The 23,899-nt window shown below is 40.9% G+C and carries 19 protein-coding genes; 11 read left to right on the forward strand and 8 right to left on the reverse strand.

Annotation, left to right across the window (positions count from 1 at the left end; all coding sequences use genetic code 11):
- Positions 1–6 precede the first annotated feature (6 nt).
- The gene (locus IWX76_RS08710; RefSeq protein ID WP_196859515.1) at positions 7–996 is read right to left on the reverse strand and encodes an NAD-dependent epimerase/dehydratase family protein; all 990 of its coding nucleotides are present in this window, start codon (positions 994–996) and stop codon (positions 7–9) included.
- Between the two features lie 74 nt (positions 997–1,070).
- Between IWX76_RS08710 and IWX76_RS08715 the strand changes: the two genes are divergently transcribed.
- Positions 1,071–2,252 (forward strand): formimidoylglutamase, encoded by a 1,182-nt coding sequence (locus IWX76_RS08715; protein WP_196859516.1) that lies wholly within the window; start codon positions 1,071–1,073, stop codon positions 2,250–2,252.
- A gap of 51 nt (positions 2,253–2,303) precedes the next feature.
- Entirely contained in the window at positions 2,304–3,452 is a 1,149-nt protein-coding gene (locus IWX76_RS08720; RefSeq protein ID WP_196859517.1) for a redoxin domain-containing protein, read from the forward strand.
- 456 nt (positions 3,453–3,908) lie between these two features.
- Here IWX76_RS08720 and IWX76_RS08725 read toward each other — a convergent pair whose 3' ends face one another.
- Positions 3,909–4,616 (reverse strand): LytR/AlgR family response regulator transcription factor, encoded by a 708-nt coding sequence (locus IWX76_RS08725; protein WP_196859518.1) that lies wholly within the window; start codon positions 4,614–4,616, stop codon positions 3,909–3,911.
- Positions 4,617–4,631: 15 nt separating this feature from the next.
- Positions 4,632–5,693: a sensor histidine kinase gene (locus IWX76_RS08730; protein WP_196859519.1), complete on the reverse strand. Its 1,062-nt coding sequence runs from the start codon at positions 5,691–5,693 to the stop codon at positions 4,632–4,634.
- 214 nt (positions 5,694–5,907) lie between these two features.
- On the opposite strand from IWX76_RS08730, the gene IWX76_RS08735 reads away from it, so the two are divergent.
- Positions 5,908–6,357, forward strand: coding sequence for a hypothetical protein (locus IWX76_RS08735; protein WP_196859520.1), 450 nt, complete (start codon positions 5,908–5,910; stop codon positions 6,355–6,357).
- Positions 6,358–6,430: 73 nt separating this feature from the next.
- Here the strand turns inward: IWX76_RS08735 and purD are convergent, their stop codons facing one another.
- Complete coding sequence (gene purD, locus IWX76_RS08740) at positions 6,431–7,702, reverse strand: phosphoribosylamine--glycine ligase (protein WP_196859521.1); 1,272 nt, start codon at positions 7,700–7,702, stop codon at positions 6,431–6,433.
- Positions 7,703–7,854: 152 nt separating this feature from the next.
- On the opposite strand from purD, the gene secA reads away from it, so the two are divergent.
- From secA to IWX76_RS08780, 8 genes are all read left to right on the forward strand, one after another.
- Positions 7,855–11,160 (forward strand): preprotein translocase subunit SecA, encoded by a 3,306-nt coding sequence (gene secA / locus IWX76_RS08745; RefSeq protein ID WP_196859522.1) that lies wholly within the window; start codon positions 7,855–7,857, stop codon positions 11,158–11,160.
- Positions 11,161–11,226: 66 nt separating this feature from the next.
- Positions 11,227–11,664 carry an SPOR domain-containing protein gene (locus IWX76_RS08750; protein ID WP_196859523.1) on the forward strand — a complete coding sequence of 146 codons (438 nt, stop codon included), beginning with the start codon at positions 11,227–11,229 and terminating at the stop codon, positions 11,662–11,664.
- Positions 11,657–12,841: a M20 metallopeptidase family protein gene (locus IWX76_RS08755; RefSeq protein ID WP_196859524.1), complete on the forward strand. Its 1,185-nt coding sequence runs from the start codon at positions 11,657–11,659 to the stop codon at positions 12,839–12,841. The genes IWX76_RS08750 and IWX76_RS08755 overlap by 8 nt, the downstream gene beginning before the upstream one ends.
- A 26-nt stretch (positions 12,842–12,867) precedes the next feature.
- Positions 12,868–13,797, forward strand: a complete 930-nt coding sequence (locus tag IWX76_RS08760; RefSeq protein ID WP_196859525.1) for a hypothetical protein — start codon at positions 12,868–12,870, stop codon at positions 13,795–13,797.
- Positions 13,798–13,878: 81 nt separating this feature from the next.
- On the forward strand, positions 13,879–14,535 hold the full coding sequence (locus IWX76_RS08765) for an SGNH/GDSL hydrolase family protein (RefSeq protein ID WP_196859526.1): 657 nt from the start codon (positions 13,879–13,881) through the stop codon (positions 14,533–14,535).
- 17 nt (positions 14,536–14,552) lie between these two features.
- Entirely contained in the window at positions 14,553–16,502 is a 1,950-nt protein-coding gene (dnaG, locus tag IWX76_RS08770) for a DNA primase (RefSeq protein WP_196859527.1), read from the forward strand.
- A complete protein-coding gene (locus IWX76_RS08775; RefSeq protein ID WP_196859528.1) occupies positions 16,503–16,865 on the forward strand; it encodes a YraN family protein in 363 nt (120 codons plus the stop codon).
- The gene (locus IWX76_RS08780) at positions 16,846–17,925 is read left to right on the forward strand and encodes a glutaminyl-peptide cyclotransferase (protein WP_196859529.1); all 1,080 of its coding nucleotides are present in this window, start codon (positions 16,846–16,848) and stop codon (positions 17,923–17,925) included. The genes IWX76_RS08775 and IWX76_RS08780 overlap by 20 nt, the downstream gene beginning before the upstream one ends.
- Positions 17,926–17,927: 2 nt before the next feature.
- Here IWX76_RS08780 and IWX76_RS08785 read toward each other — a convergent pair whose 3' ends face one another.
- The 4 genes from IWX76_RS08785 to pgi all read right to left on the reverse strand — a co-directional run bounded on the left by IWX76_RS08785 (position 17,928) and on the right by pgi (position 23,744).
- Positions 17,928–18,455, reverse strand: a complete 528-nt coding sequence (locus tag IWX76_RS08785; protein WP_196859530.1) for a DUF4251 domain-containing protein — start codon at positions 18,453–18,455, stop codon at positions 17,928–17,930.
- Between the two features lie 108 nt (positions 18,456–18,563).
- Entirely contained in the window at positions 18,564–20,639 is a 2,076-nt protein-coding gene (locus IWX76_RS08790; RefSeq protein ID WP_196859531.1) for a M16 family metallopeptidase, read from the reverse strand.
- Between the two features lie 30 nt (positions 20,640–20,669).
- A complete protein-coding gene (locus tag IWX76_RS08795) occupies positions 20,670–21,983 on the reverse strand; it encodes a M16 family metallopeptidase (protein WP_196859532.1) in 1,314 nt (437 codons plus the stop codon).
- A gap of 111 nt (positions 21,984–22,094) precedes the next feature.
- Entirely contained in the window at positions 22,095–23,744 is a 1,650-nt protein-coding gene (pgi, locus tag IWX76_RS08800; protein ID WP_196859533.1) for a glucose-6-phosphate isomerase, read from the reverse strand.
- Positions 23,745–23,899 lie beyond the last annotated feature (155 nt).

Raw genomic sequence — 23,899 nt, forward strand, 5'->3', positions numbered from 1 at the left:
GTGTTTTTAAACCGTTCTGCTTAAAGCGGCGCAGGTTTCTGCAATGCTGACACTTAGAGGTTTAAATTCCATACCGATTGTGTTTTTTATTTTGTCGTTACTGTATAAGTTGATGTTACTGCTGCTGTTGGCAGTATCGCGGGTAAGTGCGCTGGTTTTTCCCGTAAATAAGTTAACTATTTTCGCTACTTTCCAGGCCATGCCCATCATCCAGGGGCTGGCCAGTTTAGCTGGTGGTAATAAGTTAAATTCCTTTGCAATAGCGGTAAGCAGATCTCGATAAGTCCAGTTTTCTGCCGATATGATAAAACGTTCACCGTCTTCGCCATCTGCAGAAGGCACCCTGCGGGCCATTAATTGTATCATCAACTTGGCCACATCTTCTACATCCACAAAACCAGTACTGCCCTGGGTATAAAAGGATAACCCCTGTTTGACCTGCTTAAAGATGGCGCCACTGCCGGTAAAACCTGCATGGCCGCCAATAATAACCGAGGGGTTAATGATCACCGCACTGAGGCCTTCGGTCATGCCACGCCAAACCTCCATTTCGCCTTCATACTTTGAAATAGCATAGGTGTTTGCCTTCGCATCGTATTCCCAATAATCGTTTTCGGTAATCAATTTGCCCTTTTTGGCGATACCTAAAGCAGCAACTGAGCTTACATGAACCAGGCGTGCGCCATAATCCAAACAAAGGTTAACCATATTGCTGGTGCCGTGAATGTTAACCCGTAACAAGTCGGCTTTATCTTTTGAATCAAAAGAAACCAATGCTGCACAATGATAAACCTCGGTAATACCTTCGAATAGTTCATCCAAAGTAGCCGTATCATTAATATCGGCAATTACCCAGTCAATCAGGGGATTTCCCCTTAGCCGTTCCGGAATAACAGAAGTTTCTCTTTTCAGCGCAACAAGCTTTGTGCCCTGCAGGGTGAGTTGATGGATTAACTCCCCTCCTAAAAAACCAGTAGCACCGGTTACCAATATCATTTCATTATTTTTAGGATGTTCATTAATATATGGCCTCAAAAATAGATATTTGGGGCCATAGATTATATTACTTTATGTCCTTATCAGATTTTTTTTCGCCTTTAAGCCTCGATGGGATTACCCCAAAACAGGGGTTCTATGCCAGTCAGCTGGGATTAAAGACCGATTTTTATACGGATCAATTTCCGGTATTGGAAAAAAATAGTTATGATATTGCCATATTTGGGGTGTTAGACGACCGCGCTTCGGTTAATAATAATGGTTGTGCCCTGGGGCCCGACTACTTTCGTGCGCAATTCTATACCCTTCATGAAGGCGCTTTTAACAGCCGCATCATCGATTTAGGAAATATCAAAGCCGGCGCTGCGGTCTCCGATACTTATGTAGCCCTAAAAATGGTCGTTGCTGAATTGATCAGACTGGAAATTGTACCTGTAATTATGGGCGGGGGACAAGACCTTACCTATGCGCAGTATATGGCTTATGAAGCGCTGGAACAAAAAGTAGACCTGGTGGTGGTAGATCATAAATTTGATATCGACGAAGATGATCATGAAGGTATCGAAGCGCAATCAGATACCTACCTCAATAAAATATTCCTGCATCAGCCCAACTACCTGTTCAACTTCAGTAATATCGGTTACCAAACTTATTATGTGAATCAGGATAGCCTGAAAGTAATGAATAAGCTGTACTTCGATGTTCACCGGTTGGGGGAATTTGCTACAGATATATCCGTGGCCGAACCAATTATCCGTAATGCAAACATGCTTAGTTTTGACCTCTCGGCCATTCGTTCTTCTGATGCGGTGGCCAATGCCAATGCCGGGCCGAATGGCTTTTACGGCGAGCAAGCCTGTAGCATTGCACGTTATGCAGGTATGAACGATAAACTGACCTCCATTGGTTTTTATGAGTTTAATCCGGCATACGACCGAAGCAGCCAAACCGCCATGTTGCTTGCACAAATGGTATGGTACTTTATAGAAGGGTTTTATAACCGTAAGAATGATGTTCCTCTCCAGCCTAAATCGCAATACCTCACTTACCGCACCAGCCTGAAAGAAGGAACTGGTGAAATAAACTTTGTGAAAAGCAAGAAATCTGACCGTTGGTGGATGCAGGTTCCTTACCCAACAGGATTGTCGAAAAATGAACGTTTCCACCTGGTGCCTTGCAGATATGAAGATTATAATACGGCCGTTAATGGCGAAATACCTGATTTATGGTGGCGTACCTATCAAAAATTACTGTAAAATTATAATTAGCACAATTAAAGTATAATAGGTATCGTTAGATTTGAATACATGAAAAAACTCATATTGTCCGCAACCCTGTTGTTGCCACTTGCAACTTTTGCACAAGACGGATATACCCTAAAAGGAAAAATTGGTGCTTTAAATGCACCAGCAAAGATATACCTGCAATACAGAACTGAAAAAGCGGTGATTATTGATAGTGCGGAACTTAAAAACGGTGCTTTTGAATTTAAAGGCCAGGTAGCTGGACCTGCAAATGCGCAACTGGTGTTAAAACACCCAGTGGCACCCGTTCAGCCCGAAAAACGTGCTGCGATAGACGGCATTTCGTTTTACCTGGAAAATAAATCCATGGCCATTACCGCGCCTGACTCTGTTAAAAACGCTACCATAAAAGGATCGCCATTAAATGATGATAATGCGAAACTGAAAGCAATGTTAAAGCCGGTAACCAATAAAATGGAAGCTTTAAGACAAGAAGTTTACAGCAAAACGGAAGCGCAAAAGCAGGATACTGCTTTCCGCAATTCAGTAGAGCAGCGTTTTGAAGCTATTGAAAAGGAATTGGAACCAATTAACAAAAAGTTTATTGAACAAAACCGCAACTCATTTGTGGCTTTGGTTGCTTTCAGGTCTGGCCTGGGTTATGATATTGATCCTTTAGCTGCAGAACCGGAGTTTAATAAATTCTCTGCTGCACTACAGCAAACGTCATTAGGTAAAAGCATTGGTGATGCCATCAACGGGGCCAAAAAAACAGCAATAGGTTCAATGGCTACCGATTTTACACAGAATGACCCGAATGGTAAACCGGTAAAATTATCAGACTTTAAAGGTAAATATGTGCTGGTAGATTTCTGGGCTTCCTGGTGTGGCCCATGTCGCCGAGAAAATCCAAACGTAGTTACTGCTTTCAATAATTATAAAGACAAGAACTTTACGGTATTAGGCGTATCGTTGGATCGCCCGGATGGTAAAGAAGCCTGGTTAAAAGCGATTGAAAAAGATGGTCTTGCCTGGACACAGGTGTCAGACTTAAAATATTTCGATAATGAAGTAGCTAAATTATATGGCATTCAAGCAATTCCTTCTAATATCCTGGTAGATCCTACAGGGAAAATCGTTGCCAAAAATGTACGTGAAGAAGGCTTACAAGCAGTGCTTGAAGAATTGCTTGGGCCGCCGGCATCAAAATAATAATTTTTAAAATTAAGTAAATAGGCAGTGCTATCGATGGATGGCACTGCTTTTTTTTGTGCACCGGGCATGGCGATCAACAATAGGGTGTCGTGGGCGACTGCAAATTTGAAGGAAGTACACGCTCCTTTCGATGTGCTTACCATGGGTTTCTTAATAAGAGGCGTATAGTTGTAATAACGAAATATATATTATTATATATTAAAAAATTAGTAATGATTTTCATTCAGAATCCCATGGTTTTGACCCCAGTCAAGCTCCTAATAAAAGCGAGATGAATACGACATGAATCCGTGTTGAATATATGTTTTTCTAGAGAAACACGTATACATCATACATACATTACGTTTCCAACTAATATTCATGGAGAATCACTGTCGAATTTCTTTAAACTAAAAAGAGGCTGATCATTTTGCATATGATACAGCCCCTCCATTGTTTTTTAGATAGCTGAGTTTAATGCCTACTGATTTTCTTTTCTACCTCTTCACGGTAATTCCTTCCAATCGGTATTTGATAGCTTCCAAAAATAATCCTGTTACGTTCGATTCTCTTAATGATTGGCGTGGATACCAGGAAACTTTTATGTACCCTGATAAATAAGGAGGCCGGAAACATCTCCTGAACCAACTTGATTGAACCTTTGACCACGATCCTTTCTTGTAGGGTGTGAATGATGGCATAATCTTTCAATCCCTGTATATGGGTAACCTGATTAAAATAGAGCTTTATTCGTTTTACACCGCTTTTTACAAAAACAAACTCCGGAGCCAGTGCCACAGGATCAAGTTGTGTATCATGAGACTTTAAAAACAGAAAGTCTCTAACCTTATCCATAGCAGCTGAAAACCTAAGAAAGGAGATCGGTTTGAGCAGAAAATCAATAACCCCAAGCTCAAAGCCCTCGAAGGCGTAGTTTCGGTAAGCCGTTGTGAAGATGGTGAGCGGTGGATCTGACAGCCGTGTTAAAAACTCAATACCGTTTATATAGGGCATTTCTATGTCCAGCAATAATACATCAGTCTGTTGACTTTCCAGGTAATTTAACGCTTTTATGGCATCAGTGAACACTGAAATGGAATGCAAATTATCTAACTTTTTTATATAGCCTTCTAAAACTTCAAGTGCAAGCGGCTCATCATCTACAATTACAAATTTCAGCATGCTTTTCAATTGTATTTAAAGTTCAAGGACTAATTTAACATAAAAGGAGCTTTTCTTATCTTCTAACTCAAGGTGATGCCTGTTTGGATAGAGCAACTCCAAACGCTTCCTTAAATTATCAAGGCCAATCCCACCTTTCACAGAAGTGTTAACGGAACAGGTTTTTCCATTAGCTACAATGAATGTTAGTGTTGCCTCTTCGAGTTCAACTTCTACATTTAACCACTTATTGTCAGTTTGCTTACTTAGGCCATGTTTAAAGGCATTCTCTACAAGAGGTAACAATAATAATGGTGCAATTTCATGATGATTAAGGTCAGATTTGACATTTAAAGCAATCTTAGCACCCGTGTTAAAACGTAATTGCTCCAGTTCAATGTAATTAATTAAGTATACTATTTCTTTCTCCAATAACACCTTTTCATCCGCACTGTCATACAACATGTATTCCATCATTGCTGAAAGCTTTAGCACAACGTCGGGTGCTAGTTCCGACTTTTTAAGCGTCAATGCGTAAAGGTTGTTTAAGATGTTAAAAAGAAAATGCGGATTTACCTGGGCTCGTAGAAAATTTACTTCAGCATTTAGCTTTTCCACGGTAATCCTTTGAATCGTCAGCTGCTGTCCATACCAGTCTAAACTCAATTTTAGCGCTAACATTAAAGCCAAATACCACAATGTGCTAAAAAAATTATAGGATAAGGCCTCCATTAATCTGCTGCCCCGCATGGGGCCAATCACATACCCATATAAATAAAAGTCATATAAACTTTGTATGGCCAAATATGCCGTTACAGAAATGAAAACAGCAGTAAAATAAGCCAGGTATCTTTTTTTTAAAAGGAATTGCGGCAAAAAGTATTGAAGATTCAGGTAAGCGATCACCATGAGTAATGCAATCCTTACAGTGACACAGGATATAAAATAAGGCATGCTGGCTTTTTGTATCAGGTACTTTTTCTCAAAGATGAAAAATCCCGTAACCAGTAGCCAGTATAAGCTGTGAATGATGGCATATTTGATGGTGACCTTACTTTTTAAGTAGGGAAGCTTTAGCGGTTTATCAAGAACGTGCATCTTCTGTTAGCTAAAATTAATAACGTCAATTAAAAGAACGGATTTTGGATAAGCCTGCAAAATTAAATCGACCAACAGCACAATAAGTAGATGAATGTAAGCATAAATAGTGACGTCTACAATTATGGTAGTTGGTCTACTATTTTTCTGAATATCATGTGCTTAACTTAATATTGTGCTGTACTAACTAATGTTTTATTTAAAACTTAATGATATGAAAAGAAGTAAAATTTATCAGGCGTTTACGAAGATGTTTACGCTGATTATACTGTGCATTACGGCATCTGGTTTTACCACAAAGTTAGGATTGGACAGTTTTGAAATCTTTCTAAACAACAAACTTATATTAAAACAAACGGTGAATCAACCCTTGAGTTTGAGAAAGCTGGAGCTAGCTAAGGCAAAGGAATCCGACCAGTTGCTTATTAAATATACGCATTGTATGATCAAGGGTGCCGGAACCAATCGAAGTATGGTTTTGAGAGATGAAAATGGGCATACCTTGAAGAAATGGACTTTTGCTAATACCACAGGTTCAGATTTGAGGATGACAATTTCAGTAAAAGAACTGATGCAATTAAAAAATATCCATAGTGATCATCAGCTTAGCTTGTATTATGTAGCCCGTGAACTCCCTAAAGGAGAAGTTCTTGCCTTCCTTTAGTCTTTTCTTCTCTATAAATGCGTAGAAACCAATTTGGACCCTGAGTGGAACCCAGGGTCTAATTGTATGATTATTACATCAAATCGAAACCGATATCTTCTCTGAAATATTTACCATCAAAGTAAATTCTTGCGGCATCTGCCGTTGCAGATTGCAAAGCCTCAAACTGGCTGTCTTGTAAACTGGTGATGGCGATAACGCGGCCACCATTGGTTTTGGTAACACCACCATCGGTTGTTGTGCCGGCATGGAAAGCCATAGACTGACGCAAGTTATCTAAACCGGTGATGGTTTTTCCTTTTTCATAATCACCTGGGTATCCACCAGCTACGATCATCACTGTAGCGGCGTTTTTAGGGCTAATTTGAAGGTCTACCTCGTTTAATCTTTTTTGTGCGGTGGCTATAAAAAGCTCCACCAAGTCGTTTTCAATACGCGGAACTACACTTTCTGTTTCCGGATCGCCCATGCGGCAGTTGTATTCAATGACGTAAGGTTTTTCGCCTACTTTAATCAATCCGAAGAAAATGAAACCAGTATAATCGATTTGATCTTTCTTTAAACCTTCTATGGTGGGGATAATAATATCTTGTTCTACTTCTTTCAGGAAAGCTTCTGTAGCGAAAGGAACGGGTGAAACCGAGCCCATGCCACCTGTATTTAAACCGGTATCTGCCTGGCCAATACGTTTGTAGTCTTTGGCTTCTGGCAGGATCACATAGTTTTCGCCGTCGGATAATACAAATACGGAAAGCTCAATTCCGGTCAGGAATTCTTCGACTACGACAGTGGTGCCGGCAGCGCCAAATTTGCCACTCAGCATCAGTTTTAATTCTTCCTGTGCTTCGCGGGTGTTATCCAGGATCAATACGCCTTTACCTGCAGCCAGTCCATCGGCTTTTAACACGATCGGGGTGATGTGGTTTTCCAGGTAGACCAGTCCTTTTTCCAGTGTTTCGCTGGTGAACGACCGTGAGCCTGCCGTAGGGATGCCATGGCGTGCCATAAACTGCTTAGAGAAATCTTTACTACCTTCCAGAATGGCACCTTCTTTTTTAGGACCAATCACCGGGATGTTTGCCAGGCTCTCGTCTTTTAAAAAGAAATCATGGATACCGTTTACTAAAGGTTCTTCTGGGCCAACTACCACAAGGCCAATGTTTTCTTTTAAAACAAGGGCTTTCACGGCATCAAAATTATTGGGGTCTAGTTTAACATTTTTGCCGTAGGCAGCTGTTCCACCATTACCCGGTGCAATAATAAGTTTTGTGCAAAGCGGAGACTGGCTCATCTTCCAGGCGAAAGCACTTTCTCTTCCGCCAGAACCTAATAGTAAAATATTCATAGGGCAAATATAAAATAAAACGCCAGTGACCGGGCAATGTACCGGATATTTTGTAATTTTAGCGCCCGACAACTGCCAAAGTGACTTGTATATCGCAATGGCTTAATTGTTGTATTTCATGATTTTTAATATATAAACACAAGCATAAAAAGATGTTAGGATTTTTAACCAAAGTATTTGGCAGCAAATCAGAAAGAGATATAAAGACAATACAACCTATTGTTATCAAGATAAATGAAGAGTATGCAAAGCTTTCCGCTTTAACAAATGACGAACTTCGTGGTAAAACCGTTTATTTTAAGGATGTCATTGCTAAAGCTTTAGCAGAAATTGACGGTAAAATAAGTGCGTTAAAAACGGATGGTGAAAGTCAGAGTTTATCATTAACGGAGAAAACTGCATTATACGACCAAATTGATGTTTTGATCAAAGATCGCGACAAGGAATTGGAAGTGGTACTTTCAGATATTCTGCCACAGGCTTTTGCCGTCATCAAGGAAACTTCAAGACGTTTCTCTGAGAACCAGTTTCTGGAAGTGACCGCTACTGATTTTGACAGGGATTATGCTGCGCGTAAAGCCAATGTAGAGATTAAAGGCGACAAGGCCATTTGGGCTAACCATTGGGATGCTGCAGGCAGTGAGGTAAAATGGAACATGGTACATTACGATGTGCAGTTAATTGGAGGTGCAGTATTGCATGGCGGTAAAATTGCCGAGATGGCTACTGGGGAGGGTAAAACCCTGGTAAGTACATTACCTGCCTACCTGAATGCATTAGCCGGTCAGGGTGTCCACATCGTTACGGTGAATGATTACCTTGCCCGTCGTGACTCGGAGTGGAATGGTCCTTTATTTGAATTTCATGGTTTAGCGGTTGATTGTATCGATAAACATGAGCCAAATTCGCCACAACGTAGAAAAGCTTATTTAGCTGATATTACTTACGGAACAAACAATGAGTTTGGTTTCGATTACCTGCGTGACAATATGACGCAGGCACCTGATCAACTGGTTCAACGCAAGTTGCATTTTGCCATGGTTGATGAGGTCGATTCCGTATTAATTGATGATGCCCGTACACCATTGATTATTTCTGGTCCGGTTCCTTTTGGCGATCAACATGAGTTTCATGAATTGAAACCAAGAATTGAGCGTCTAGTGAATGCACAACGTGAAATGGTAACCAAAGCCTTAAATGAAGCCAAGAAATTGATTCATGATGGTAAAACTGGTCCGGAAGAAGGTGAAGGTGGTTTAGCTTTATTAAGAGCACACCGTGCCTTACCAAAAAACAAAGCACTGATTAAGTTTTTAAGTGAAGGAAGTGTAAAGCAGACTTTATTAAAAACAGAGAATTATTATATGGCTGATCAGAGCAAGAACATGCCAAAGGTTGATGCTGAATTGTTTTTCCATATCGATGAGAAAAACAACCAGGTTGAATTAACCGAGAAAGGTATTGAGCTGATCACAAAGTCTGGTGAAGACACTAGTTTCTTCGTTTTACCCGATGTAGGTTCTGAAATTGCAGAGATCGAAAAATCAACATTAAGCAGTGAAGACAAAATTGCCCGTAAAGATGAGCTGATGCGCGATTATTCGATCAAAGCAGAACGTATCCACTCGGTAAATCAATTGTTAAAAGCCTATACTTTATTTGAAATTGATGTAGAATACATCATTGACGAAGGTAAAATTAAAATTGTTGATGAGCAGACTGGTCGTATTATGGACGGTCGCCGTTACTCTGATGGTTTACATCAGGCCATTGAAGCTAAAGAAAACGTTAAAGTAGAAGACGCATCACAAACCTATGCTACGGTAACCTTGCAAAATTACTTCAGGATGTACCACAAATTATGTGGTATGACTGGTACAGCAACTACGGAAGCAGGGGAGTTCTGGTCTATTTATAAACTGGATGTGGTTGAAATTCCAACCAACAGGGTCATTTCAAGACAAGATCATCAGGATTATGTTTATCGCACCATCCGTGAGAAATACAATGCTGTAGCCGAAGAAATTGTGAAATTAACAGAAGCTGGCCGCCCGGTATTGGTGGGTACCACTTCCGTGGAGATTTCGGAGTTATTAAGCCGCATGCTGAAATTACGTGGTATTAAACACAACGTATTGAACGCGAAGATGCACCAGAGAGAGGCTGATATTGTTGCTGAAGCCGGACAAGCCGGACAGGTAACCATCGCAACCAACATGGCTGGTCGTGGTACGGATATTAAATTAGGTGCCGGTGTTAAAGAATCAGGTGGTTTAGCCATCGTAGGTACAGAAAGACATGAGTCCAGACGTGTAGACAGGCAGTTGCGTGGTCGTGCGGGTCGTCAGGGTGATCCAGGATCATCTCAGTTTTTCGTGTCCTTAGAAGATAACCTGATGCGTTTATTCGGATCAGAGCGTATCTCTAACATCATGGTCAAAATGGGTATTGAAGAAGGAGAAGTGATTCAACACTCCATGATTACCAAATCCATTGAGCGTGCACAGAAAAAAGTAGAAGAAAACAACTTTGGTATTCGTAAGCGTTTGCTTGAATATGATGATGTGATGAACTCACAACGTACCGTGATTTACTCGAAGCGTAAAAATGCTTTGTTTGGCGAGCGTTTGGATGTAGACATGAACAACATGGTATTTGATGTTGCTGAAGATGTTGTAACTGAATATAAAGAAGCAGGAAATTATGAAGGCTTTAAATTGGAAGTCATTAAAAATTTCTCATTAGATAGTGCGATTACCGAACAAGAATTTAATGCTAAAAATGTACACTTGTTAACCGATAAGTTATTCGAAGAGGCAGAGACATTTTATGCTAGAAAATGTGAGGCAATTGTTAGTCAGGCCATGCCAGTATTACACCAGGTATTTGAAGAGCGTGGTGAACACATTGAGCAGATCGTCATTCCATTTACCGATGGGATGCGCAGTATCCAGGTTCCGGTAGGCTTAAAACAAGCCATTGCGAACGAAGGACGTGAAGTGACTAAATCTTTCGAAAAAACGATTGTATTAGGTTTAATCGACGAGTCGTGGAAAGAGCATTTACGCGAAATGGATGAGTTGAAACAATCGGTGCAGAACGCAGTATATGAGCAAAAAGATCCATTGGTTATTTATAAAATGGAAGCTTTTAATTTGTTCAAAAACATGTTGACGGCAGTGAACAAAGAAGTGGTAAGTTTCTTGTATAAAGGCGGTATTCCGGTACACCAGGAAGCCGAGACTTTGAAAGAAGCAGAAGCGCCTAAAGCACCTGCAGCCAAGTTGAAGCTGTCTAAACCAGAGTTTCAGCAGGTAGGTGAAGCGGTACCTGTAGAGGATACCCGGGAAGCGGTGCCACAACAGCCGGTTAGAAAAGAAGTAACAACAAGTAGAAATGAGCCCTGCCCTTGTGGAAGTGGCAAAAAGTTCAAGAACTGCCATGGTGCAGGATTGTAATTTGTAATAAACAGATAGAATGCCGAGTTTTGTAAGAAATTCGGCATTCTTTTTTTATACCCTTTCATGAAGATCATCATTACCTGTTTCATCTATATGTGTGGTTTCTCTGCCCTGGCGCAAACCAGAGGACAGGTAACCGTTATCAAGAATCCACTGATTGATAGTCTCATCAATAAACGGCTGGAGCTTAGTAAAAAGGTGGTTACGCCTACCATTAAGCGCAATGGACCTATAGTAGCGCAGGTAGGCTATAGGGTACAGATTTTTTATGGATCTGACAGAAGGGAAACCTTCCAGGAGCAGGCTCGTTTTAAAGGCATGTACCAAAAATTAAATACCTATATCACTTATCGGGAACCAAACTATTACCTGCGCGTTGGGGATTTTAGAACGCGTTTGGAGGCACAGCGCTTAATGAATGAATTAAAGCCTATGTTTCCTACACTTTTTATTTTCAGAGAGAAAATCAACGCACCTGTATTAGAGGAAAACTATGATTAAAGATCAAATTCAACAATTAGCGGCCGACATCTTCGGAGAAGTGGTGGCCTTACGTCAACATCTGCATGCTAACCCTGAACTTTCCTTTAAGGAGTTTGAAACATCTGCTTTTATCCAGAAAAAACTAAGTACCTGGGGTATTCCTTTTACGGTGATGGCCAATACAGGGGTAGTAGGATTGTTAAAAGGCGATTTGCCTTCTGACCAGGTGATAGCCTTGCGCGCTGATATGGATGCACTACCAATTGTGGAAGCCAATGATAAACCTTATAAATCTAAAAATGAGGGGGTGATGCATGCCTGCGGGCATGATGTGCATAGCGCCTCGCTATTGGGTACGGCTTATATCTTATCAAAGCTGAAAGCACAATTTGCAGGTACCATCAAATTCATCTTTCAACCAGGTGAAGAACTTCTTCCTGGAGGGGCCAGCATCCTGATTAAAGAAGGTGTGTTGGAAAATCCTAAACCTGCACATATCCTGGGGCAGCATGTAATGCCTTTAATTGAAGCTGGCAAGGTTGGTTTCCGCTCTGGAATTTACATGGCATCTACTGATGAATTATATGTTACCGTAACCGGAAAAGGTGGCCATGGAGCACAGCCTCACCAGAATATTGATCCGGTTGTTATTACCTCGCATATTATTATTGCTTTACAACAAATCGTTAGTCGCAATGCCGACCCCCGTATACCAACGGTATTGTCTTTTGGTAAGGTAACGGCTAATGGTGCGACGAACATCATACCTAATGAAGTGAAGCTGGAAGGCACGTTAAGGACCCTTGATGAGGACTGGCGACTGGAAGCCAAACGACTGATGAAAAAGATGGCTGAAGGCATTGCCGAAAGTATGGGTGGAAGTTGCGAATTTCGTATCGAAAAAGGTTATCCTTTCCTGATCAACGAACCGGTGTTAACGGGTCAGGCGCGTGCAGGTGCGGAAGATTATTTAGGAAAAGACAATGTGGTAGACCTGGATATCTGGATGGCTGCAGAAGATTTCGCCTATTATTCTCAAGTAACTGATGCTTGTTTTTACAGGTTAGGAACCGGTAATGCAGCTAAAGGAATTACCCATTCAGTACATACACCTAAATTTGACATTGATGAGGACGCCCTTAAAATCTCTACAGGTTTAATGGCTTATCTCGCTGTAAAACAATTAGGAAACTAAATAAACGTTCTTTCTGCTATATGACCATGAAGAAAACACTTCTGCTAGCCTTGTTATTGCCTTTTTTCTTTAGTGGTTTTACCCAGGAAATTAACCGGTACAACCCGGATACCATCAAAACGATCACGCTCGATACCACGGTAAATATTACCGCGAAGAGATTGAGTGTGGAGACTTTTATTGATGCCGTAATATCCGATACCAGTTTTTACCGCGCTTTCCAGCAAATGAAACGTTTTGGTTTTATAGCTGAAAACCGAATTTATACTTACGATAAGAAAAATAAGGTGAATGGAAGGATTTACCGCAAGATTAAACATAACCAGAAAGCCCCAAAGATGGAGTACCTGGCTAAAGAAGACGAGGGAAAGATCTATAAAAAAAATGGAAAGTACCAGCTGTACACGCTGGAGATGTTCGACTATATTTTTATGAATGCCTACAAGTCTGAATTTTCAGATGCCGCTTTTGCCGGTAAAGCAAGTGATAAAGGTTCCATTGGCAGTTATAAAGACAAATTGAAAACCTTAATTTTTTCGCCGGGCAGGCCTGTTAAAGGACTGCCATTTATTGGCAACAAAACGGAGATCTTTACACCGAACATGCGCCAATATTATGATTATAGTTTTTATAGTTCCACCTATCTCGATTCTATACCCGTGTATAAGTTTAGGGTGCTGGTAAAACCTGATTTAAGCAGCTGGACCAAAGATGGCCTGATGATTAAAGAACTGACCACTATTTTTGATAAGCGAAACTTCGAAATTCTAGGTCGTTATGTAGACATGAAATACAGCAACCTGTTATTCAATTTTGATGTGCAGATGAATATTGAAATGAGTTATTTTGGCGAAGAAAAATTACCGTCCAAAATCTCTTACCAAGGCGACTGGAATGTGCCGCTTAAAAAGGAAGAAAGGGCCAGTGTGCTCATCTTGCATAAGAATTATAGATAGCGAAGCGCTTCATAAATTTGTTTAACTTTAGTGGTAATAGCAGTTATCACTAGAATTTAAACAATATTATCAACCTGACCCATGAAATCTTACGCTAAATTATTACCCGTTATTTTATTTGTATTATTATTTACCTCTATGGTGCCTAAACCTAAAAAAATAGTGTTTTTCGGAGATTCCATTACTGAGATGGGCGTTCAAGCCGGCGGGTATGTCTCTATTGTTAAAAAGACCCTCGACTCCACTAAGTATACTTTAGTTGGTGCAGGAATAGGTGGAAATAAGGTTTATGATTTGTATTTACGCCTGGAAGATGATGTATTGAGTAAAAACCCCGATGTAGTAGTCATTTATGTTGGCGTAAACGATGTATGGCATAAACAATCGTCGGGAACGGGTACCGACCAGAATAAGTTTGTTAAGTTTTATCAGGCCTTGATTAAAAAAATCAGTGCCACAGGTGCTAAAATAATTTTGTGTACCCCAGCGGTAATTGGTGAAAAGAAAAATGGCGCAAACGAACTGGATCAGGAGCTTGATAAATATGCAGGGGAGATTAGAAAACTTGCGGAGGAACACAAGCTTCCCCTGGTTGATTTAAGAAGTGTGTTTACGGCTTACGACTTGGCTAATAATCCGCAGGATGTGGCAAAAGGTGTTTTAACCACAGATGGTGTTCACCTGAATGATAAAGGCAATCAACTGGTGGCAGCACAGCTGTTACCCTTAATTAAATAAGATAATAATATACACAGATGATTAACCACGATACGATTAACAAAATTATGGATACTGCCCGCATTGAGGAGGTAGTAGGTGATTTTGTGGCGTTGAAAAAGCGTGGAACCAGTTTAATTGGTAATTGTCCCTTTCACAATGAAAAAACACCTTCCTTTCATGTTTCAGTAACTAAAGGCATTTACAAATGTTTTGGTTGCGGAAAAGGAGGCGATGCGGTCCACTTTATCATGGACCATGAAAAATATTCCTACCCGGAGGCCTTAAAGTTTCTGGCGCAGAAGTACCATATTGAAGTAGAAGAAACAGCACAGAGTTCACAACAAATTGATGCGCAAAATGCAAGGGAGACTTTATACATTGTTTCGCAGTTTGCTTCTGCTTTTTTTGCAAATGAATTGTGGACTGGCGCCGACGGCAGGGCCATTGGACTAAGTTATTTTAAAGAACGGGGTTTTAGGGAAGACATCATTAAGAAGTTTGACCTGGGTTATTCGCCCGATGTCTGGGATGCCTTAACGACTAAGGCCGTTAACAGCGGCTATAAAGAAGAAAATCTGGAGCGGACGGGGCTTTCCATCCGAAATGATAAAGGCAAGCTTTACGACCGGTTCAGGGGTCGGGTGATGTTCCCGATTCATAACTTTACCGGACGGGTCATTGGTTTTGGCGGTAGAACGTTAAAGACGGATAAAAACGTTCCTAAATATGTAAACTCTCCCGAAAGTGAGATTTACCATAAATCGAACGTACTTTATGGCTTATTTCATGCCAAGAAAGCGATACGGGAAACGGATAACTGTTACCTGGTGGAAGGTTATGCAGATGTATTATCTGTACACCAGGCTGGGGTTGAAAATGTGGTGGCCTCTTCGGGTACCTCCTTAACCACAGAACAGATTAGGCTTATCGGCCGTTTTACACAAAATGTGACCATTCTTTATGATGGGGATGCCGCCGGAATAAAAGCTTCCTTAAGAGGGCTGGACATGATTCTGGAAGAAGGACTGAATGTGAAAGTGGTTAACTTTCCTGATGGCCATGATCCTGATTCATACATGCATAAAGTGGGGGCTGGTGCCTTCAAAATTTATATAGAAAACAACCGTAAGGATTTTATTCTTTACAAAGCCACCACGCTGTTAAAGGAAGCTGGTAAGGATCCGATTAAAAGGGCCGCCATTATCAGGGACATCGTGGAGAGTATTGCCAAGATTCCAGATAACATTAAGGCTTCGGTATTTATCAGAGAATGTAGCCACTTATTGGAAGTGGAAGAGCGTATCCTAATCTCTGAACTCAATAAAATACATGCTGCGAAGCTGAAGAAAATGGCACCACCATCTTCATCATTTTCTTCACAACAACCGGATGGGCCACCTGATAATTTATTTGACGACCAGGCCACACCAGGTGATACCATTGGGCGCACGGCGGTTTCTGATGAATTGCAGGAACGTGAGATTGTGCGTTTGCTATTAACATTTGGTCATGAATTGGTGAGCTGGGATAAAATAGATAACATGTATATTGGTTCTTTTATCATGCAGAACCTGGCAGATGTGACTTTTGAAGATGTGGTATGTGATAAGATCATTTCTTATTATAAGCAGGAAATAGATAGTGGTAAGTTGCCCACCGCCAATCAGTTTATAAAAAATCAGGACCGGGAAATTGCCGACCTGGCCATTACGCTGTCAACCTCGCCCTATGCGCTAAGTGAAAACTGGTATAATAAACACCAGATTTACGTTCGTGATGAAACCATGAACCTCAAGGCGACCATTTTGGGTGGAATCTTTCACCTTAAAAAAAGGAAAGTTGACCGTATTTTACTAAACTTGTTAAACGAAATTAAAGAAGAAGAAGATGCGGTTAATCAGGAAATCCTGATGCAGCGTTATAGTTTTATCAAAAATGTGGAAAAGGAAATTTCTAAGTTTCTGGGTTCAGTAATTGTAAAATAAATGGCTGCGCATAATGAATTGGGCCGCTATGGCGAAGATCTTGCCCGCCATTATCTGGAGGAAAAGGGATACCGCATATTGAACCAGAACTGGGTGTATGGAAGGGCGGAGATAGACCTTATTGCGTTTTATGAGGCGAAGCTTATCTTTGTGGAAGTTAAAACCCGGAGTTCGGTTACGCACGGAAACCCTGAGGAGTTCGTAAACCATAAGAAGGAACGTCAATTAGAATTTGCCTCCCTGGAATACATCGAGCGCGCGCAACACCAGGGAGAGATTCGTTTCGACGTCATTGCGGTAACCATGAATAATAATAAACAGTTTAAAATTAATCATATTGAAGATGCATTTTGGCCAGGCTAGTACCCCTAAAACATTAATTACCCTATGTTCATTATTGCTCGTGTTGAGCGTGTCTATAATCTCTTGTAAGGATAAAGATCAAAGTCCGACTATAGGCTTTAAATCACCAAGCCAGGGCCAGGAGCTGAAGCTTGGCGAGGCAGTTAACCTGGAGCTTGATGTACCAGCAGGCAGCACCGTAAATAAAATTACTTACCTGGTTGATGGTAAGGAGGTAGGCAGTACTAAAGAGGCATCGCCCTTTAATTTAAAAACAGATAGTCTTAATTTGGGTTTTCGCTTAATTACCGCCGTAGTGGAGCATGGTGACGTTAAGGATTCACTTACCGTTAATATTGTTCTTAAATCGGCCATAAAACCTAGCTCATACAGTTATAAAGTGGTGAAAACCTTTCCACACGATACGGCAGCCTACACACAGGGATTAGAATACCATAATGGCCGCTTTTTAGAGAGCACCGGGCAGAATGGCGAATCGACCTTACGGTGGGTCGATCCGGCAACTGGTAAAGTGATTCAGAAAGTAGACCTTGATGCTAAATATTTCGGGGAAGGGGCAACGCTGGTAGGAAATAAAGTGGTTATGCTGACCTGGGAGCACTATGAAGGACTTATTTTTGACGCCAAGACGTTTAAACAGCTGGGTACATTCCCTTACCAGAACAGCCGGGAGGGTTGGGGACTGGCATTTGACGGTAAACAACTGATTAAATCTGATGGTACTAACAGAATTTGGTTTTTAAATAAGGATACCTATAAAGAAGAAAGTGTGATTGAGGTTTACGATGATCAGGGACAGGTGGTACAGCTTAATGAACTGGAATATGTAGACGGAAAAATATACGCTAATATCTACCAGTCGGATAATATTGCGATCATAGATCCGAAATCTGGCGCTGTGCTGAGTTATATTGACCTGAGTGGAATCTTAGCCGCACAGGATCGTTATCCAAATACAGACGTGTTAAATGGTATTGCCTGGGATGCAAAAGGCAAGCGCCTATTTGTTACGGGTAAAAAGTTCAGTAAGCTTTTTGAAATTACGCTGGTGCCGCAATAAATTTATTTTTTGGCTTTAGGTTCGCTGATAAATCCATTAAAACTAATGGACTGTCTGTTGTTGTTTAATACATTCAGTGTTCCGTATCCATTTTCTGACACATATAAGGTTAATCGCTGGTTATCCTTTACATCTTTAGGTTCAATGGTAATGCTCCATCCCCCTTTTTTACGGTCTTTTTTCACGTATTTAAAGTCTTTTGATTTAAATTTAATACCGGCATCATCTGGATTCATGGAGGCCTGATAGGCTCGTCCATAATAAGGAAGAAAGGCGACCACACTATCTTTGTTGATCCTGAGGTCATATTGCGCACCTGTTAAGGTAATGGAACCGGAGGCGTTCGGGTGATTCATGCTACTCATTACAGCAAATACATCCTGACTGGATAAGGGCAGTGCCCTGGTGGCCACAAATACGAAGTCCTGTGCCTTAACTATTCTTTCGGTAGTCGCTTTATCTGTTTGCGCAAGCACTGGAAGGGTGGCGCAGATTAACAGGGTGGCGAATAGGCTTTTAAATGTTTTCATGTCCTGATTTTTTATATGAATATAGACAATTGTGCAGGCAAAAGGTTTAAAAAAAAGGGGTTGTTCCAATAAGTGGAACAACCCCCGAAAAGTTAAAATGGTGAAGATTTAATTAAAATCAGCGGTTTTCACCTCTGCATTGACTTTAACATCTTTAACCGTTATTGAAAAGTCCTGGTTGCCCATTGGGGTAACCACTGATTGATTAATTTTATAAGGTATCATCACACTGCCTGCTTTGCGGTAATCGCTGTATTCGGCAATCTGGGTAATGTCCGTGCCATTGACTTTGGCAGTTTTTTCTTCTTTTAACAAGAGACCTGATTTCACATCGTAGTACTCAGTTCCTTTTTTGCCATTGTCTCCCGTTACAATTAACTTATAAGCATCTGCTGGGCCTACTTTAGTTACACCAGCTACTTCCAGTTTTTTGCCATTGTAGTACAATTGTTCAAAAATTCCCTTTTTAGCTTTTTTCTCCGCTAATTCATCGCCGGTAACATCTTTTTTCTGACCCATCTGGCTTTGGAAACCAGTAGTGCCATTAAACACCTGTTTCATCACTGATGTACCATTCATCAAAATCTCGGTGCTTTCCAGGTTGGGGTGCATGTACTTGATGGTTGCGTTTAACTTTTGGCCTTGAACTTCGAAATCGCCCGTTTGCAATAAAGACGTAACTTTTTTAAGTTCGGTTTCACCTCCAATGGCGGTCAGGTAACCTGCAATAATTTCCTGTCCCGACTTCGTTACGGCTACTTTTTTTGCTGAATTATCTGCTACGGGAACGGCGTAGTTATCAAAACTTTTGACCGTATAGCCTAGTTTCTTTAAGCCAGGCAGGAATACTTCCTGTTTTCCAACAATCACAATTCGGGTATCGTTATAGCCGAAGTACTTTTTGCTCACGCGCAAGATATCATCTGGTGTTACCGCATTGATTTTTTGCAGGTAAGTACGGTAAAAATCTTTTGGCAGGTTATTGATCAGGATGTTGCTGGCAAAAGAAGCCATGCGTGCTGGGTTTTCTAAGCCTAGCGCAAAAGATCCATTATAAAGGTTTTTGGTGTTTTGTAGTTCTTCGTTACTCACTTTAACCGTACGCATGTTGTTAATCTCCTTGAGGAACTCCACCACAGCACTATCTACCTTTTCATTTCTAACTGCGGCATTAGCCTCAAACTTCGTTTGAAAACGACCTGCACCTGTAGAAGAATAAGCACCATAGGTGAAGCCATGTTTTTCGCGCAGGTTTCTAAACAGTTTTGAATCAGAACCACCTCCTAATATCTGGTTGGCCAGTAATACCGCATGGTAATCCGGACTGCTCATTGGCAAGTCGACCAGGTTAGTTACTGTAATTTCCGATTGTACAGCTGTAGGGAGGTCGATGACATTAATTTCTGTTTTTGCTGGGTTAGTAACCTTTGTAAGTACCGGAAGACTTAAATTATTTCCTTTCCAGTCGCCAAATGCTTTAATCGCTAAAGCTTTTGCTGCCTCAGGTTTAATGTCGCCCACAAATGTCAGGTAACCTCTTGATGGGGTTGCATATGTTTTGTAGGCACTTTTAACATCGTCAAGGGTAATCCCATTCACGCTTTTTTCTGTAATAAACTCTCCGTTAGGGTGGCTTGTGCCGTAAGATAAGGCATTGACTACACGTTGAGAGATTGCTTTAGCGCTACGTTCATTAGATTTTAATCCGGTGATGGTTTGCGACTTCAACTTCTCAAAAGAAGCAGGTGGAAAAGCTGGGTTTTTCATGGCATCGGCCATTAAGATAAAGGCTTTGTCGAAATAACGTGTGAGTGAAGAAACACTTCCTCCAGTAGCACTCAGGCCAACGTCGGCACCCATCTGATCAACGGCTTCGTCAAACTGCACTTTAGTTTTTGTCGTGGTACCTTCATTTAACATACCACCCATCAACTGGATGACACCGGCTTTTTCGCCTTCCGTAATCGGACCAGCATCAATGCTGTAAGTTGCGGTAACCTTAGGTAATTTGTGGTTTTCTACCACAAGTATGGTGATGCCATTGGGAAGTTTATAGGTTACCGGGTCGGCAAAGGTTATGGTGGGTGGCGGACCAGGAGTTGGCTTAACGCTTCTATCTAATTTTTGAGCCGAAGCAACTTGTATGCATACGGTAGCCAGGGCAAATAGGAATATCTTTTTCATTTTTCAGTTCTTTTTGATGAGGAAATCAGCTTATTTCTTTGGTAAATAATATAGAACCACACGCTGGTTTTTATTAAGGTATTTGCGTGCTACATCTCTGATTTCTTCCCTGGTGATGGTTTTAATCTGCTTCAGTTGCTCATTAATTTCATTTGTATTTTTTTCGTGAAAACTATACCCATTAGCAAGGTTTTCGGCCACGCCAATCATCCTGCTATTGGCGCTGATGTAACTATTCTCAAACTGATTTTGGAGTTTTGTGTATTCTGCTTCGCTGATCAGGTCAGTTTGCAAACGAACTACCTCTTCGTCAATATCTTTCAACAGATCGTTAAGTGGGGTATTGTTGTTGGGTAGGGCTAAAGTGATGTAAGCGCCATAATCTTCTAGCGTATAGTTAAAGGCTGCTACCTGTAAGGCGGTTTTTTTATCATCTACCATTTTTGTGCTTAACCTGGAACTTCCACCTGCAGACAGCAGGTTGCTGATTAGACCCAATACCTGGCTATCGCGACTTTTCATTCCTGGGACACGGTAAGCGGCAAAGATGGCAGGAATTTGAATGTTGGCATCGTAAGCGGTATCGATAATTTCCTTCTCGATAGGTTTTAACGTATATTTCTGTCTAACGACTGGTTCACCTTTTGGTACCTCATCGAAATACTTTTTTACTTGAAGTTTGGTTTTTGCAACATCAATATCTCCGGCTATGGTAAGTACAGCATTATTAGGCGCATAGTACTTTTTAAAGAAAGCCAGGAACTCACTTAGTTTAGCGGCATCCAAGTGCTCCATGGAGCCAATTGGCTGCCAACGGTAAGGGTGCCCATCAAATAAGTGTTTGAAAATGTTCTCTGTAAATTTTCCATATGGAGAATTGTCTATTCGTAGTCTTTTCTCTTCTTTGACCACCTCGTTTTGTGTTTTAACACCCACTTCATCGATTTTGGGATGAAGCATACGTTCGCTTTCCAGCCATAAGCCTAGCTCTAGTTGATTAGAGGGGAAAATGTTGTAATAAAACGTCCTGTCATGTGAGGTGTTGGCATTGTTCTGACCACCATTACTACTCACAATTTTCATAAACTCACCTCGTTTCATGTTTTCACTACCTTCAAACAAAAGGTGTTCAAAAAAATGTGCGAAACCGGTTCTTTCTGTTTCTTCATCTTTAGAACCTACATGGTACATTACGGAGACAGCTACCACAGGGGCGGTTTTATCCTGGTGCAGGATAACATGCAGGCCATTATCCAAGTCGAACTCGGAAAATTTAACCTGCTGGGCGAATGTATTCAGGAATATCCCTGAAATGGCCATTGTCAAAAAGAGCGTTTTTTTCATAAATAATTAATTGTTAAGGTTGTAAAGCTACCCAAAGCTTCTGCCAAGCTTTTAAGCGAGAAGGTTAGGTAGCTTTTATTTATTATTGGTTATTAATAGTCAGATCTAAGTTTATTTTCTCCAGTCTTTATATTGATTAATCAAGCCATTGGTAGAAGCGTCATGGCTATTTACCGGCTGGTCGTCATTGAGTTCGGGTAATATGCTTTTTGCCAGTTGTTTACCCAGCTCAACACCCCATTGGTCGAAACTGAAGATGTTCCAGATGATACCCTGTACAAATATTTTATGTTCATAAATTGCTATTAGACTACCTAGACTGTGTGGTGTTACACGTTTTAATAAGATGGAGTTGGTTGGACGATTTCCTTCGAAGACTTTGAAGGGCGCAATTTGGGCCATTTCGGCAGCTGACTTTCCATCTTTCTGAAGTTCTTCATTTACCTGTTCCAGTGTTTTTCCATTCATCAAGGCTTCAGTTTGTGCAAAGAAATTAGACAACAGAATGGGATGGTGATTGCCTAATGGGTTTAAACTTTGTGCAGGAGCGATGAAATCGCAGGGAACAAGGCGTGTACCCTGGTGTATCAGCTGGTAAAAAGCATGCTGTCCATTGGTGCCTGGTTCACCCCAGATGATAGGGCCGGTTTCATAAGAGATTTCTTCTCCATTACGGTCTACATGTTTACCATTGCTCTCCATATCGCCTTGTTGAAAGTACGCGGCAAAACGGTGCATGTATTGGTCGTAAGGTAAAATGGCTTGTGTTTCTGCATCAAAGAAATTAATATACCAAATACCTACCAGGGCCATGATTACTGGAACATTGTTTTCGAAAGGGGTAGTTTCGAAATGGTTGTCGGCAGCATGTGCACCGGCTAACAATTGTTTAAAGTTTTCAAAACCGATGCTTAAGGCAATAGGTAAACCTATAGCACTCCAAAGCGAATAACGGCCGCCAACCCAGTCCCAGAATTCAAACATATTTTCGGTATCAATTCCGAAAGCAGAAACATCTTTTGCATTGGTAGACAAGGCTGCAAAATGTTTGGCTATAGCTGACGTGTCTGCTCCGCTGTTCAGGAACCATTCTCTTGCCGAATTGGCGTTAGTCATGGTTTCCTGGGTGGTAAAAGTTTTAGAGGCAACTAAAAATAAAGTGGTTTCAGGATCTAGAGTTTTTAAGGTCTCTACCAGGTGAGTACCGTCAATATTGGAAACAAAGTGAAGGTTTAAGTGGTTTTTGTAAGCTTTAAGTGCTTCTGTTACCATGACCGGACCCAGGTCAGAACCGCCGATGCCAATGTTGACTACATCAGTAATAGATTTACCTGTATGGCCTTTCCATGCGCCGGAAATGATGGCTTCGCTAAACTTTTCCATTTTCGATAATACCGCATTCACATCGTCCATGACGTTTTTACCTTCAACGATGATGCTTTTTGAACTTTGGTTTCGCAGTGCGATGTGCAGCACCGGGCGGCCTTCGGTTTGGTTGATCACGTCGCCACTGAACATGGCTTTAATGGCCTCATCAAGTTTGCACTCTTTGGCTAATTGCACCAATAGCGCTATGGTGGTGTCATCGATTCTGTTTTTCGAATAATCTAACAGCATATCATCGAAAAGGACAGAGAACTTTTCAAATCGTTGGGGATCTTCGTTAAAAAGATCTTTAAGACTTTTCTCGTTGATGTTTATAAAATGATCGGCCAGGTATTTATAAGCCTTAGTTTCCGTGAAATTTATTGATGGTAGCATAATGATAGTGTTTATGTAAATGTAATGGTTTATTTTATTTGTGAAAACCAAAACAGGTATTTATGCGTATAAAAGGGAGCATTTGGCTTGCAGATTTGGCCGCTAATTTGTTGCACGTCATTAAATAGGGATTAATTTTAAATAAAATATAAAAT

Origin of the sequence: Pedobacter sp. CAN_A7 (assembly GCF_015752175.1) — a bacterium.
GTDB lineage: Bacteria > Bacteroidota > Bacteroidia > Sphingobacteriales > Sphingobacteriaceae > Pedobacter.